Annotated in this window: 8 protein-coding genes, 1 other RNA gene and 2 pseudogenes; 4 read left to right on the top strand and 7 right to left on the bottom strand. The window is 70.3% G+C overall.

Features of this window, described 5'->3' with window-relative positions:
• The first annotated feature begins 120 nt into the window (after nt 1-120).
• Entirely contained in the window at nt 121-1,566 is a 1,446-nt protein-coding gene (locus AB0M62_RS11350; protein WP_366073901.1) for an RNB domain-containing ribonuclease, read from the top strand.
• On the opposite strand, the gene AB0M62_RS11355 is transcribed toward AB0M62_RS11350, so the two are convergent.
• Nucleotides 1,514-2,395 (bottom strand): hypothetical protein, encoded by an 882-nt coding sequence (locus AB0M62_RS11355; protein WP_366073902.1) that lies wholly within the window; start codon nt 2,393-2,395, stop codon nt 1,514-1,516. The two genes, AB0M62_RS11350 and AB0M62_RS11355, sit on opposite strands and share 53 nt — an antisense overlap.
• Nucleotides 2,392-3,123, bottom strand: a complete 732-nt coding sequence (locus AB0M62_RS11360; protein WP_366073903.1) for a MerR family transcriptional regulator — start codon at nt 3,121-3,123, stop codon at nt 2,392-2,394. Before AB0M62_RS11360 ends, AB0M62_RS11355 begins: the two co-directional genes overlap by 4 nt.
• Nucleotides 3,124-3,218: 95 nt before the next feature.
• Here AB0M62_RS11360 and rnpB point away from each other — a divergent pair.
• An RNA gene (gene rnpB / locus AB0M62_RS11365) (RNase P RNA component class A) lies at nt 3,219-3,619 on the top strand.
• A 200-nt stretch (nt 3,620-3,819) separates the two neighbouring features.
• Here the strand turns inward: rnpB and AB0M62_RS11370 are convergent.
• The 3 genes from AB0M62_RS11370 to AB0M62_RS11380 form a co-directional block, all read right to left on the bottom strand.
• Entirely contained in the window at nt 3,820-4,299 is a 480-nt protein-coding gene (locus tag AB0M62_RS11370; RefSeq protein ID WP_366074015.1) for a DNA cytosine methyltransferase, read from the bottom strand.
• Between the two features lie 334 nt (nt 4,300-4,633).
• Nucleotides 4,634-5,770, bottom strand: coding sequence for a hypothetical protein (locus AB0M62_RS11375; protein WP_366073904.1), 1,137 nt, complete (start codon nt 5,768-5,770; stop codon nt 4,634-4,636).
• A gap of 121 nt (nt 5,771-5,891) precedes the next feature.
• Entirely contained in the window at nt 5,892-6,110 is a 219-nt protein-coding gene (locus AB0M62_RS11380) for a hypothetical protein (protein WP_366073905.1), read from the bottom strand.
• Nucleotides 6,111-6,485: 375 nt separating this feature from the next.
• On the opposite strand from AB0M62_RS11380, the gene AB0M62_RS11385 reads away from it, so the two are divergent.
• Together AB0M62_RS11385 and AB0M62_RS11390 are read left to right on the top strand one after the other, a co-directional pair.
• Nucleotides 6,486-13,256, top strand: coding sequence for a DUF3320 domain-containing protein (locus AB0M62_RS11385; RefSeq protein WP_366073906.1), 6,771 nt, complete (start codon nt 6,486-6,488; stop codon nt 13,254-13,256).
• 560 nt (nt 13,257-13,816) lie between these two features.
• A pseudogene (locus tag AB0M62_RS11390) lies at nt 13,817-14,000 on the top strand (DEAD/DEAH box helicase); the annotation flags it as partial.
• Nucleotides 14,001-14,085: 85 nt separating this feature from the next.
• Here the strand turns inward: AB0M62_RS11390 and AB0M62_RS11395 are convergent.
• Nucleotides 14,086-14,421, bottom strand: a pseudogene (locus tag AB0M62_RS11395) (antibiotic biosynthesis monooxygenase); the annotation flags it as partial.
• A gap of 141 nt (nt 14,422-14,562) precedes the next feature.
• Complete coding sequence (locus tag AB0M62_RS11400) at nt 14,563-14,766, bottom strand: DUF6381 family protein (protein ID WP_366073907.1); 204 nt, start codon at nt 14,764-14,766, stop codon at nt 14,563-14,565.
• Nucleotides 14,767-15,034 lie beyond the last annotated feature (268 nt).

Below are 15,034 nucleotides of genomic sequence, written 5' to 3' on the forward strand. Positions count from 1 at the left end.
GCGACCACGCGGGCGGCCCGGCCCGACGGCCGGCCCCCTTGCTCGCCCCTCCCACGGCACCCCGATGCCGGCCACCGTGCTCGCCGTGCTTCCCCGCCCCGCTCCTCATACGCTCGACGCATGCCCCGCCGCCACCTGCACATGATCGGCGCAGCCGAGGACGCGCTGCGGGCCCCTCTGCGCGAACTGCGTACGAAGCTCGGCGTGCGCGAGGACTTCCCGCCGGAGGCACTCGCCGAGGCGGAAGAGGCGGCCCGGTCCCCGCGGCTGCCCACCGCCGATGTCACCGGCCTCCCCCTCTTCACCATCGATCCGCCCACCTCCGTCGACCTCGATCAGGCGATGCACCTCGCCCGCCGCCCGGGCGGCGGCTACCGGGTCCACTACGCGATCGCCGATGTCGCGGCGTTCGTCACCCCTGGCGGCGCGCTCGACGCGGAGGCGCACCGCCGGGTGACCACCCTGTACTTCCCGGACCGAAGGGTCCCGCTGTATCCCGCGTTGCTGTCGGAGGGGGCGGCCAGCCTGCTGCCGGACCAGACATGCCCGGCCGTGCTGTGGCGGATCGACCTCGACGCGGAGGGCCGGGCCGTGGCCACCGACGTGCACCGGGCGCTGGTGCGCAGCCGGGCCAAGCTCGACTACGCGTCGGTGCAACAGCAGATCGACGACGGGACGGCCGAAGAGCCCCTCGCGCTGCTGCGGGAGATCGGCGGACTCCGGGAGGCGCTGGAGCGGGAGCGTGGCGGAATCTCCCTCAACGTCCCCGAGCAGGAGATCGTCGAGCGGGACGGCGCGCATTTCCTCGCCTACCGGGCACCACTCCCGGCCGACGGCTGGAACGCGCAGCTCTCGCTGCTCACCGGCATGGCGGCGGCGGACCTCATGACGGCGTCCGGCACCGGCATCCTGCGCACTCTGCCGAGCGCCCCCGACGGGGCGGTGGGCCGGCTGCGGCGCTCCGCGAAGGCCCTCCACATCGACTGGCCGCACCATGTGGCCTACGCCGAACTCGTCCGCTCGCTCGATCCCACCCGGCCCGGCCACGCGGCATTCCTCCAGGACTGCACAACACTTCTGCGGGGCGCGGGGTACACCGTCTTCCAGGACGGCCAGGTCCCCGAACCCGCGGTGCACGCTGCCGTGGCCGACGAGTACACGCACTGCACCGCACCGCTGCGCCGCCTGGTGGACCGGTACGCGGGCGAACTCTGCCTCGCGGCGGCGGCGGGGGAGCCGCCGCCGGAGTGGGTGACGGCCGCGCTGCCCCGGATCGCGCAGGAGATGGCGGACGGCTCGCGGCACGCGAACACCGTGGAGCGCGAGTGCGTCGACCTGATCGAGACCGTCCTGCTGAAGGACCGGGTCGGCGAGGTCTTCGACGCCTGGGTGGTGGATGTGCGGGAACAGGAACCGGCCGTGGGAACCGTCCACCTGGAGGACCCGGCGGTGGTCGCCCGCATCGAGGGCGGCTCACAGCGGCTGCCGCTGGGTGAGCGGCTGCGCGTACGCCTCACGCAGGCTGACCCGGGGAGGGCGAAGGTGCTGTTCGCGCCCGCGACGTGAGCCCGTCGGGTCCCGCCGAGAGGGCGGCGACGGCGGCGCCTGGGTCGTCCGCGTTGAAGCGGACGGCCCGGGCGAGGCCGCGTCCGCCGAGCGGCCGCACGAACTCGACCGGCTGCGTCAGCTCCACCGTCACCGTCGTCTGGCCGCCGACCACCAGGTCGAGCACGCCGTCGTCGTCCAGCTGCGCCAGCCTGCCGTCGGGGTAGCGCCGCTCGACGCGGGCGGACGCCACCGCCCCGGCCGGCAGCCGCAGGTCGAACAGCGCGCCGTACCGGATCCTCAGCGACCCGTCCGCGCCCACCACGTGGGGCCGGGTCACACACGCCGCGTGCATCGCGAGGACGAACACGATCCCGTACACGTCCAGGACCAGGACGATCCGGTGCAGCAGCGGCCATGGAATCAGCACGGCAAGCGCGACCGTCTCGATGACCGAGACGAAGACGAGGCCGTACATGATCGCAGTCTGTGGCGCCGTGTACGCGACGGCGACCGCACCGTCGCGCACCCCGTGCCGCCGCCGGGCCGCCCACAGTCCGAGGCTGGCGGTCGCGCGCAGCTCGTGCGCGAGCAGCCGGCGCACCTGCACCGGTACGACCGTACGGACCGCGTCGCCCAGCGCCTCGCGACGCCCCGCGCCCTTGGCCCGCCCCGCCGCGTACAGCCCCCGCAGGACGAGGGCCTCGAGCACGAGCACCGCCACGACCAGGGCCTCGGCCCCGAACACGACCGAGGGGGGTATCCGTATCCCCGCCAGCAGGCAGGTCCCCAGGGCCAGTTCGGCCGGCAGTACCGCCGCGGCCACCAGCCGTGCCACCCGTACGCTCATTCTGTCCTCCCCCTCGTCAGTGCTTCCATCACCCGGCGCACCACTTCCGCCTGCGCGGGGGCGAAGTCCGCCAGAAGTGCCTCGCCGAAACCGTCGACGACCCGCCCTTCGGCGGGGATCGCCGCAAGTACCTCGTCCGGCACGGCCGCGACCAGCGCGTCCGCCAGCGGGCCGATCCGTGGATCGTCCACGCGCGCCGCCGCCAGCTCGTCGAGTCGCTCGTACAGCGCGAGTACGGCCGGGTCGGCGGCGAGCGGCGTGAGCGCGGCGTAGATCTGCTCGCCGCCTTCCACGGTGTCCAGCAGTGCCAGGTGCTCGCGGTCCTTGGCGGCGGAAGGGGAGGCCGTTTCGGGCAGCGTCCCCAGCAGCTCGGCGAGCAGAGGCGACACGGGCCCCTCGGCGGTCAGCGGCCCCTCCAGCAGCTGGGCGAGCCGGCGCCGCCGGTCCCGGATCTCGGCCTCCTGGCGGGCCAGGTCGGCATCGATCTCGCCCAGCACCTCGGTCAGCTCACGCCCCGCGTCGTCGGCGAGCACATCGCGCACCTCGTCGAGGCTCAGCCCGATCTCGGTCAGCCGCCTGATCCTGGCCAGCAGCACGGCGTCCCGTACGGTGTACGCGCGGTAGCCGTTGGCCCGGCGCGCAGGCTCGGGCAACAGCCCGACGTGGTGGTAGTGCCGAATCGCCCGGGAGGTGACTCCGACGAGCTCGGCGATCTGTCCGATCCGCATGGCCCCAGTAGAAAGCCTGACGCTGCGGCAAGGTCAAGCCGGGGCCGGGAGTGCATGGCAGGCCCGGTGACCCTCTACGATGGTGGTACGGCAGACGAGCCGAGCGGGCGGCCGCGTCAAGATCCTGGATCTTGCCGAGGAACGTCCGGGCTCCACACGGCAGGGTGGTGGGTAACGCCCACCCGGGGTGACCCGCGGGACAGTGCCACAGAAAACAGACCGCCGAGGACTTCGGTCCTCGGTAAGGGTGAAACGGTGGTGTAAGAGACCACCAGCGCCTGAGGTGACTCAGGCGGCTAGGTAAACCCCACCCGGAGCAAGGTCAAAAGGGGTCGTCGCAAGACGGCCCTGCGCGGACGATCGAGGGCTGCCTGCCCGAGTCCGCGGGTAGACCGCACGAGGCCGGCGGCAACGCCGGCCCTAGATGGATGGCCGCCTCCTGGCGGGCCGCGAGGCCCGCCGGAGACAGAACCCGGCGTACAGCTCGACTCGTCTGCCTGTATGGGCCCCTGACCAGCGAAATGGCTGGTCAGAGGCCCTTTTTTCTGAGATCCGGGACTTGGCTGGACTCCGTTCCGTACCGGTTCAAACCGGACCGCTCGGCTACGACAGTAGCCACGAGGGTAGCCATGGAAAGTGGGGTCGGAGATTGGCGGCGATGGGGCCTGACCTGGTGCAGGCGGACTATGTCCTGGGTCATCTGTGCGGTCCCGTCGAGATGTCTGAGGATGTACGCAGCCGCCTTCTGGCTTGTACCTCCCTGACAGCCCTGCTGAGTGGAGCAGCGCTCTTCGTCTGATCGTCAACAGCCTGGCGTACCGACTGACATTCGCCGGAGAGAGGCGTCGGCGGCCGCGGCCCGGCGGCGAGACCAAGGGGGTCGCCGCGCTCGCTGCTCGGCGTCGAGGCTTCCAGGTGCTTGCCCATGTGTTCGAGGAGGGCGAGGAGCGTGGCGACGGCCGAGCAGCCGGGGCAGGCGCAGTTCCCGCCGTCGTCTGCGGCGGCCACGGTGTCTTCGGCGGTCGGCCTGCTGACTTCGGCCGTCTTGTGCCGGGTGGCGATCATGTAGACGCGCCTGCGGCGGGAGGGCAGGCCGTAGTCGGCGGCCTCCGTGATCTCGCGGCTGTTGCAGGCCCACTCTCCGAGTCCGGCGCCTCCGAGTGCGGGATCCGCGATTCCGTGAGCGCTGTCGGCGGATCATGACCACTGTCCGAGCAGATCTGGCGATCATGAGCATTGGTTACGGTCAGTAGTTGTCCGCGCGGAACAGAAGCCGGAGACAGCACAAAGGCCCGGGTCGTCGATCCGGGCCTGAAGGCATCCTGCACACAGGCGGTCCCCGGAAAATTCTGATCAACCCATTACGCGTTGCTCAGAAGCCGCCGGGGACCTGGCCGGTGCCCGACAGGTACTCCGCGAGGGAGTCCTGTCGTGGTTGACCGGTCCTATTTACAATGATTACTCCGCTTCTTCGAGGTGGTCAAGGGATCCGGCGGACTACCGTGGGGGCCTACTGCGGGGGAAGTTCGAAGCGCAGCAGTGCCCCGGCCTGGTGCGCGCGAAGTTCCGTCTCCGGCTCGATGTGCCGGACCTCGCCGCCGTCGTCGATGACGGTCTCGGTCAGTTCGTCGATGATGTCGGGGACCTCGCGCAGCGGCTCCCCGCAGAGCGGGCAGGTCTTTCCCGAGTGCGCAAGCAGCCCGTCCCGGTCGCAGACGACGCCTGGGGCGACCGCATCCTCGTCCACCGCCAGCGTCCGGATCGCGGCCAGCGACGCCGCCCACAGCGTCTCGTCGAGCCCGACGGCGCAGGGCCGCCGGGCCGCCTTGGCTTCGAGGATCTCGCCGACGAGCTGTCGCTGCTCCTGTTGTGCGTGGTCGGAGACGAGCTCCTGCACCTTCTGCTTGATGTCCGCGGGCGTGGCGGTCTCGCGGTCGACGGTGAAGCTGCCGATGAGCCGGTCCCGCAGTTCGCGCGGGAGAAATTCGATGAAGACCGGTACCTCATAAGGGTGGCCGCCGACGACGAGCAGGTCGAAGCTCCCGGTCCCGAACAGCTGCTTCAGCTCGCCGATGAGCCGCCGGTAGTGCCGTTTGCTGAGCTCGTCGGCCTTGTTGCGGACCCGGTCCTCGGCGAGCCCCGCGGCGTAGTTGGGCTTGCGCAGCGTACGGTCGCGGATCGTCTCCAGCTCCCGGGCCTGGTCGATGTAGTGCTCCCAGACCTGGCCGGTCCCCTTGTCCACGATGACCGCGCAGGTGCGGTAGTACTCGTCGAGCACGCCCAGCATCGGACGGACGTACGGATCGGCGTCCACCACGATGCGTTCGCGGGTGCTTCGCGGCAGCCACACCTGCTCGTAGACGCCGTTGCCGCTGCAGGAGAAGACGGCGACAGCGCCCGGTTTGTGGGGCTCCTCCTCGAGCGATTTCTCGATCTTCGCGATGTCGTCGCGGAGCGAGAGCCGCGCGGCGTGCTCAAGTGAGCGATCCTCCGCGAGGGGCCGGATGCGGTCCAGCAGGCTCGCCACCCGGGTCAAGAACGCGCGGCGGCCCGTCCTGTCCGGTTCCGCGGGGACGTAGAGCGAGACCAATGGAAGTCCGTTCCCGTCCAGCCGGAGAATTCGATCGACCTGGTCTTGTGTGATCATCACCGCTCCTCGCGCTCCGTGCGCCTCGCTCCGCCCCGTTCCAGGTAACGCGGTGGGCGCGGGAGCAGCAACCGCAGCGTGACTCCGTACAGTCACCCCCGGGCTGCCCGCGCCGGGCGGGTCAGGCACCGATGCCTTTGGGGAACGCGAACTCACGGGGCCAAGTCGCGCGCCGCCAGACCAGGGTGGCCAGCGCCATGACGAAGATCGGCCCGGCCAGGATGACGAGCTCGATTCCCTGGGGATTCCACTGGAATTTCCGCTCGGCCTCGGCGGTGACGATGAGAACCTTCCGGATTCCCGCGATCAGGCCTACGACCCAACTCCGGCATGCTCGCACACGGCGGTGCGGGGCACGAACTCCTGGTCTCGTTGCCGCAGGCCGTCCGCCGCACGGCTGAGGCGCCACACGGCCTGTGGTGGCTGTGTCCAATGGAGGAGTCGAAGCAGACACCCGCGTTGGACGGGCGGCCGTCGAGGTCGTGGGACCGGGCGATGGAGTCGGTTGTGCTCCATTCACTTTCTCGAACGTAGTTAACGCTTCACGCATTGGTGAGCTGACCGTAGAATTCCGCATCCAGGGGGGATCAGCGGGACTCGTGCGGCCACCAGGACAGTACGGACTTCTCTGGCCGCGCTTCGCGTTGGCGGCAGAGGGGACTGCCGTCGATGCAGGTGCTCCGTTGGCCCAGAAGCGACAACATCAGGGGCCAGCGTGACGAACTCGGATGACTTCGGGGGCAGCCAGGAACTGGACCGCCTCAAGGCGATGCTTGAGAGCTGGCGCACCTCTCTGGTGGACCTGAGCGGCCGTAACCGGCTGCTCAATTTCCGCCACACCAAGTCGGCGACCCTGGAGATCGCGACCCCATCCGCGCAGGAGCTCGTCGAACGCCTGGCCCGCGGCTGGGACTTCGCGCCGCTCCCGGACGAGGAGCCGGATGCCGGCGAGGGTATGCGATCCGGCGATGTGGTCCTTGCGAAGAAGGGCGACCGCACCGACGGAATCATCACCCAGAAGACCACCGCGCCTTCCCTCCTGCGCGCGTTGAACAGCCTGCGCGCCAAAGCGACGCAGGTCTTCAACGACTACGGCCTGTGGACCCTCAACCTCGGCGTCGGCATGCTCCGCTGGCGCGAGGACGGGGCTGAGTCGGCCAGCGACGCCCCCCTGATCCTGATGCCGGTGGCCATCGAGCGCGCGCGCAACGGCCGGATCCGCCTCAGGGCGAGCGACGACGAGGAACCGCGCCTCAACCCGGCCCTGAAAGTGAAGCTGCAGCAATTCCACATCGACTGGACGCCGGTCGCCGAACAGGACCCTTCGGACCTGCAGGCGGTGCTCTCCGCCGCGGCTCGCGCGGTGGCGGGCAAGGCCGGATGGCAGATCTCCGACCGCGTGGTGCTCGCACTCTTCGCCTCCCACAAGGAGTCGATGTACCAGGACCTGCTGGACAACGAGGACCGCGTCCTCGGCAGTGACCTCGTACGGGCGATGGCGCTCGGCCCGAATTCCGGACTCGCCTCCGACCGTTTCGACTTCGAGGAGATCGAGCTCGACCGGATCGACGAACTGAGCCCGCCCGAGGACAGCCCGCTGGTGCTTGACGCCGACGCCTCGCAGCGGCAGGCCGTCGCCGCGGCCGTGGCCGGACAGTCGTTCGTCCTGGACGGCCCGCCCGGTACCGGCAAAAGCCAGACGATCACGAACATGATCGCCGGCCTGATGCACGCGGGCCGCAGTGTGCTGTTCGTCAGTGAGAAGGCGGCGGCCCTTGATGTCGTCCTCGACCGGCTGAAGTCGGTCGGACTCGACTCGTACGCCCTGGCCCTCCACAGCCACAACACCAGCCGCAAGGCGGTGGCCCAGGAGCTGGGCCGGGCGCTCGCGGAGGAGCCGCGCGCACCGCAACTGTCACAGCAGACCCTGGCGCAGGCCAGGGGACTGCGCCTCGCTCTCAGCGCCTACGCCGAAGCGATGAACGAGGTCCGCGACCCGCTGGGACGGACCCTGCACGACGTGCTCGGTCGGGTCGGCCGGCTGTCCGAGGCGCCGGTGGCCTATCTGCGCCATGGTGACGACACCCCCACGGGGGCAGCGGCGACGTTTCGCGCTGAGACGCTCAGTGACGAGGACCTGCGCCTGATCGTCGAGGCGACGAAAACCATCTCCGACGCTTGGGAGGCGGTCGCCGACCCGTCGTTCCCCTGGCGTGACCTGCGAGCCGGCCTGCCGCATCCACGTCCTGTGCTGGAGCAGGCGCAGGCGGCGCGGGACGCGCTCGCGACGGCGGTCGACCGATACCGGGATCTCGCGCCCGGGGGAGTGCCCGTCACGGACCAGAGCGGAATCGACCGCCTGATCGCGCTCCTGCGGCTGCTCGACGTGCGGAGTCCTGTGCCGGAAGCGTGGCTGACCACGGATGCCTTCGCCGACGAGGTGGACGACCGGGCCGACGCCTTCCTGGCGGAACTGCGCAAGGTGCAGCGTACGAGCACTGCCGTCCGCGCGGCGGTGGGTGAGCGTTGGCAGGAGCTGTCCACCAGGCTGACGGCTGAGCCGGGGGAAGCCGAGAAGACGCTCTCGGCGATGGCGCCGCGCGGCCTTGACCTCGCCGGACTCACGGAGGAGCGAGCGCGACAGCTCGCCGGGGAGTTCGACGCGACCGCTGGTGTGCTGGAGCGGACCCTGCAGAGCCTCACCGGTGTCAGCCACCTCACCGGGCTGACGAATCCCGGCAGCCCCGAGGAAGTACGTCATCTGTGTGACGTGATCGCCGTGGCCGGCACCGAACACCGCCCTCTCGAGCAGTGGCTGGTCCCTGAAGGCCCCGCGCGGGCGGAGGAGGCGGCAGTCGGGGTCGCCGCCGACGCACTGAGCGACTTCTTCCTACGACGGGACCGGGTACTCTCCGCCCAGGCCCTCGCGACGGACCACGCGGGCCCGGGGTGGGCCGAACTGCGTTGGGAAGTGAGTGCCGAGCGACCGGCCAACGAGCAGGCCCTCGCTGCACTGGAACCGCCAGGCGCCGACATCGTGTCGCTGACCGGCCGCGAGGCCGCGGAGCTGGCCGAGCGGTTCGACACGCTTGCCGATGCCCTTGAGATGGCCGCCGAGCATGCCGACTCGGTGGCCGAGCGCCTCGGGTGTGACCGGCCGAAGGCGACGTCCGAGGCGGAGGACCTGGCCACGCTCGTGGAGCTGGCCACAGCCTCGGACCGCACGCTCGAAGCATGGCTCGATCCCCGGGCACTTCCCGGTGCCCAGGCAGCCGTCGCGGAGATCTCCTCGGCCGCCGAAGACTTGGCTGCCGCGGAGGAGGCGGCGTGCGACACCTTCCTCCCCGAAGTCGTTTCCACGCCCGAACTGCCCGAAGCAGCCCGCCGGCTCATGGAGGGCCGCCAGGGATTCGCCGGCATGCTGTCCAGCGGCATCCGGGCCGACCGCAAGCTCGTGGCCCGGCTGACGCACGGCGGCTCGTGGCGCGGCGAGCTGTACGACAAGCTGCCGCTCGCCGACGCCTGGTGCGCCGCGCACCGGAAGCTGCGGTCGCTGGCCACGACCCACGCCGAGTTGATCGGCCGCTATCGGGGCACGGCGTTGCCCGATGTCCCGGCACTGCGCAAGGCACTGGCGCACGCCGAAGCGGTCCACGCACTCGCGCCGGAAACCGTCGCCGACCCCTACCGCCGGAGTCTGCTCGCCACTCACCTGGCCGACGGCCGAGAGCCGCGACCCGCACTCGTCGAGCAGGGCACGGCGCTGCGCAACGATCTCGCCACGTGGCGAAGGGATTTGGACAGCCCGTCGCTGGCTCCGCATGCGGCCGACCTCACCAAGCAGCCGCTCGGCGACGCCGCCCGCTGGCTGCGCGCCCACCATGCCCCATTGCGGCAGGCCGTCGCGCTGCTGCACACCGTGGCCTCGGTCGGTCGCCGGGACAGTGGCCCCGGTTCCGAGCACACGCTCGCCTGTGCGCGCACGGCGGTCACGGCCGCGCACGCGGCACAGAAGGAGACCGCCGCGTTCGCCGCTCAGGCCGTAACCGACCGCAGCCTTCTCGGCCCCTGGTACCGGGGCCTCGACACGCAGGCGGACGACCTGCACGACGCGGCGCCCAACGGCATGACGGGCTACGAGCCCATGGGGCAGCTCATGCGCCGCGGCCTTGACCTGACGCGACAGCAACCGGGCCCGTACGCCACGGAGCAACAGCGCGAGTTGCTGGGCCGGTACGCCCCAGAAGGGCACCCCCACACCGAGGCCTTGCGGGCCGCCCTGGACTCCGCTCGGCTGATCGCCCGCCTCGCGCCCGACACGCTCACGGAACCAGCGCGCCGGACCAACCTCGTCGACGTACTGGCCGACGGCCGCCCCGTACCGCGCGAACTCCTCGCCCAGACGGACCAGATCCGCCGTGACCTGGACCTCTGGCAGGGGTACAGCGGGCAGCCCCACCTCGCGACGGTCGGCGCAGCGCTTGCCGCCTGCTCCCTCGAACGGGCGGCGAGCTGGCTCCGCGCGCACGTGGAGCCCTTCGAGGACGCGGCCGACCTCATCCGCTCAACCGCCCGCGTCATGGACGAGGAGACGGGCCTCACCCTGTCGCGGGCCAGGGAAGCGGTGGCCGCAGTCGTCTCCGCCCGCGACGCCCAGTCCTCTTTCGCGGAGAACGACGCCACGTACCGAAGCCTTCTCGGTTCCCTCTACCAGGGCACCGAGACAGACCGTGATGCGATCCTGGATGCCCTGGACTGGGCCCAAAAGGTCCGTCGTACCGCACACGGCGGCCACTCCGCGCCCCTGCCCCGGGCGGCGGCCCGGCTGATGCTGGCCGCGTCAGCCGACCCGTCCGTCGCGGCCCGCGCCGGCGACTGGAGCGGTCAGCGCGAGGCACTCGCCGGGTACTTCGAGCGTGAGCAGGCTGAGGAGCTGCGACGCGAACTCTCCGAATCCCTCACCGCTGCCCAGTCCGTCCTGTCCCGCCTCGACCGCGACCCCTTCGGCCCGGAAGCGTGGACCAGGTGCGCCGACGCACTGATCCTGCTGCGCCGCTACCGCCTCGACGGGCTGCCCGACCAGCTCGCACGCCGCGAGGTTTCCGCCGAGGACTTCCCCGCCGCTATGGAACGTGCGGTGCTCACCGCGTGGGTCGAGCACCAGCTCGCCACCGACCAGAGGCTGAAGCCGATGCGGGCGGTGGAACGCGACCAGTTGGTGGAGCGATTCCAGAGGGCGGACCAGGACCTGGTGGCGGCGGCACACGCCGAGGTCATCGCCGCGTGCAACTCCCGCCGCCCTCGCCGGACATCGGTGGGCCAGGCCGCCGTGATCCGCCGCGAGTCCGAGAAACAGCGTCGTCACATGCCCGTACGGCACCTGCTGCAGCAGACCCGCGACGTCGTACGGCTGGTCAAGCCCTGCTTCATGATGAGCCCGCTGACCGTCAGCCAGTACCTGCCACCAGACTTCGAGTTCGATGTCGTTGTCTTCGACGAGGCGTCCCAGGTGCTGCCCCAGGACGCCGTGAACTCCGTCTACCGGGGCAACGCCCTCATCGTGGCGGGTGACCAGAAGCAGCTGCCGCCGACCTCGTTCTTCACCGCGGCCGGCGACAGCGACGACGGCGACGATTGGGACGAGGACGCCACCGACGGCTTCGGGTCCATACTCGACATGTGCAAGGCCAGCGGAGTCCTGCGCGGGCTGCCCCTGCGCTGGCACTACCGCAGCCGGCACGAGAACCTGATCGCCTTCAGCAACCACGACTTCTACGACAACTCCATGGTCACGTTCCCGGGCGCGCTGGAACAGGGACCGGACATCGGTGTGGAGTTCATCAAGGCGGACGGCGTCTACGACCGCGGCGGGAGGAGCGACAACCCCCTCGAGGCCACGAAGGTGGCCCAGCGCGTCATCCACCACTTCGACACCCGCCCCGAGCACACCCTCGGCGTGGTCGCGCTGTCGAAGGCGCAGGCGGAGGCGATCGAGGAGGCGGTGCAGAAGGCGAGGGCGGCCCGCCCGCACCTCGACCACCACTTCACGGAGGGCCGGCTCGACGGTTTCTTCGTCAAGAACCTCGAAACCGTCCAGGGCGACGAGCGCGACGTCATCATCCTCTCCATCGGCTACGGTCCCGACCACCGGGGCAAGATGGACTCGAGATTCGGTCCGATCAACAGAGAGGGCGGCTGGCGACGCCTCAACGTGGCCGTGACCCGCGCCCGGCGCCGCATGGAGGTCGTCGCTTCCTTCCACGGAGGCGATCTGCCGGACAGCGCCAACAAGAGCGTGCAGCACCTCAAGCGGTACCTGCAGTACGCCCAGCACGGTCCTGCGATCCTCCAGACGGAGGCCGCCGAGCCGGACGCGGCTCCGGAGAGCCCCTTCGAAGAGGAGGTCATCGACGTCCTGCGCGGCTGGGGATATGAGGTCCAGCCGCAGGTGGGGGTCGCCGGGTTCCGCATCGACATGGCGGTACGGCACCCGGGCGCGCCCGGCACGTACGCGCTGGGCATCGAGTGCGACGGCGCCATGTATCACTCCTCGCGGGCGGCTCGGGACCGCGACCGGCTCAGGGAAGCGGTCCTGCTCGACCTGGGTTGGAGGCTGCACCGAATCTGGGGTACGGACTGGTATCGGAACCGGCGGGATGCGATGGCGCGACTGCGGGCCGCGGTGGAGGCGGCGTGTGCGGAGGACCCGCATGCGGTGCGAGTGGCGCCACCCGTGGGGGTGGACGGCAGCGGCGGCAACCCTGGCAACGGTGACAGTACGGCGGAGGCCGTGGACGGCCCCATGAGCGCGGGGCGCGGAGAGTCTGTAGAAGGGGCAGCAGGTCGTCCGGCAGTCCCGCGAGTGGAGTTCGTGACGGTCGACGCCGGCCCTGCGCCCTGGAGCCGTCCCTACCAGGACGTCGACCCTGACCTGTTGACAGAGGTACGTGACAGGTCGAGCAGCCGGCGGGGCATGTGGGGCGTGGAGCTGCAGGACCCCGATGCCCTCGACGTGGTGGCGGACGTGGCGCTGTGTGTGGTTGAGGCGGAAGGGCCCGTCGAGAAGGAGGTGATCTACACCAGGGTCCGTCTCGCGTGGGGCCTCGGACGAGCCGGCCAGGTGGTTCGCGACCGCATCGATCGAGCTCTTCGCCGCCTGCTCAGGCAGGGCAAGATCGTCCACGTCGGTACGGCCTACGACAGGCCCGGCCACGAGACGGAGTTCGCCCGCACACCGACGGAGCGGTGCGCCCGACGAGTGGCGGAGGTTCCCGTGGCGGAGCGGCAGCTCGTGCTCAGAAACGTGGTCGACGAAGGCCCGGGTGTGCACCGCGAGGATCTGCTGCGGGAGGCTGCTCGATTCTTCGGATGGGCGCGGCTCGGAGCCGATATCCGGGACGCGCTGACGGGCGACATCAACGCGTTGATCGCCGCCGGGGACTTGGTCGAGTCGGAGGGCGGCCTGATGCCTGCGGAGGGTTCTTGATCCGCTGCGGTGGGCTCTTCTCGTATCGCACGGAGGGCCCGCTGAGCCGACAGGATGGAGCAAGCGCTATGCGATTGATTCGTTGCCGAAGCGAGCGATCGAACGTGGGACGCTCTCGTGGACGAGGCCATTGCTGAAGGATTTGTGCTGCTCCCGGACTGAGACCCGCCGGGCGCTGGCGCGGTCCTCGTCGTCGACCACGCAGAGCAGCGGTCCGATGTCCAAATTGGGCGGTGCAGAGTGACGACGGGATTCTGGTCGCCGTTGCGTTGGCCTGGCTCCCTTGCGGCCTGTAAACCCCGACACCGGCCGCATCCGCTGGGATGACGCGGACGCCACCGAGGTCGACCGTGCCGACTCCAGAGGGCAGAGGCCATGCACTCCGGTATCCGGACGTCGGTAGGGGAGACCGGGCACGGCGCCCGCTGCCGCCACTGCGACCACCGGTACGACTGTCAGTACCGCCAGGTACCCTCAGACACATCGTCAACGCGGCCCGACGGGCTTCCGCTCCACCCCGGTGGAGTCTCGGAGGACATGCCCCCACCCGCACGAGTCTCGTCAACACCCTCGGTTGGCCCGATCTGCGCCCTCTGCAGCGGGGGGCGATCACGCCGCTCATGCAGGGGCAGGACGCCGTACTGCTGGCTCCGATGGCGGGGGGGCAAGACCGAGGCAGCCTGCTTCCCGCTGCTGTCGGCGATGACCGAGCAGAAGTGGACCGGCACATCCGTTCTGTACCTCCCTTCACGGAGGTCACGTAGGTCTGTTCGTAGTGCTTCATTTCTTCGATGTCGCCGATGTGGGGGCGCACGGCCGCGAGGAAGGCCTGGAAGTACGGTCCGCCCCGGAAGCCTTGTTCGTGCTCCTCGCGCGAGGTCCACTCGATGCGCAATACGTAACGCTCCGGTTTCTCCACGCCGTGGGAGAGCTCATAACCGAGGCACTGGGAAGCGAGGTCCAGCTGCTGTGACGCGGCCGCGTAGGCGCGTTCCAACTCGCCCCGGCGTGCCGGATCTGTGATCCGGTAGCGGATGCATTCCACGATCACGGACTTCTCCGGTTCTGTCGGTGTGTCCCGTCTCACGGGGGCAACCGGGCGGAGGCCGAACCCCTTCCAGCGGCGCGGAATGGGATCGTTGGGGCGCCACCGGCGTGGCGGCATCGCGGCCGCCGCCCACAAGCTCGGAGCTTGCGGGCGGCGGTTCGCGTATGCGGTTTTCCCACGGCCGACCACACGGCCGACCACACAGGCTTCGCCTCACTGGTGGTGGCCTCGTCGGTGCGAGGGAATGGCAGGACCGAACTACATGGGGTCTATGCCCTGAGTGCCCATGCTCTGGCTGCCCATGCCGCTTTCCTGCTCACTCTGCTCCTGCAGCCGACGGGCCTTTTCCTGCAGCCGCTTGCGCTCCTCAGGGTCTGTGGCGCGGTCGGCCGCGTCCTTCATCTCCTGCGCCTTGGCGCGCATCTGCTGTGCACGGCCGCCGGGTTCACCTGCAACGCTCATGATCACTCCTCGATCTGTGGGGGAAGAAGCGAGCGCAACCAGCGAACCAGCGTCCCCGGAACCGCGCATCTCGAACGATCACCCCCCGTGATCCCCGCACGCCGGGGGCTCGCGAGCACAACGGTTTCCCCAGCTGAGTCAGCAGGGCCCGAGCAGCCGGCGTACACCCGTCGGCGCCGCTCCGGTCGCGAGATCCGCGGGTTGCCTTTCTCCTGGATGAGCGGCGGAGCGCTCCGCCGCTCGCGGCCCACGGGACCAGACGCAGGAG

It is taken from the genome of Streptomyces sp. NPDC051219, assembly GCF_040682335.1.
Classification (GTDB): Bacteria; Actinomycetota; Actinomycetes; order Streptomycetales; family Streptomycetaceae; genus Streptomyces.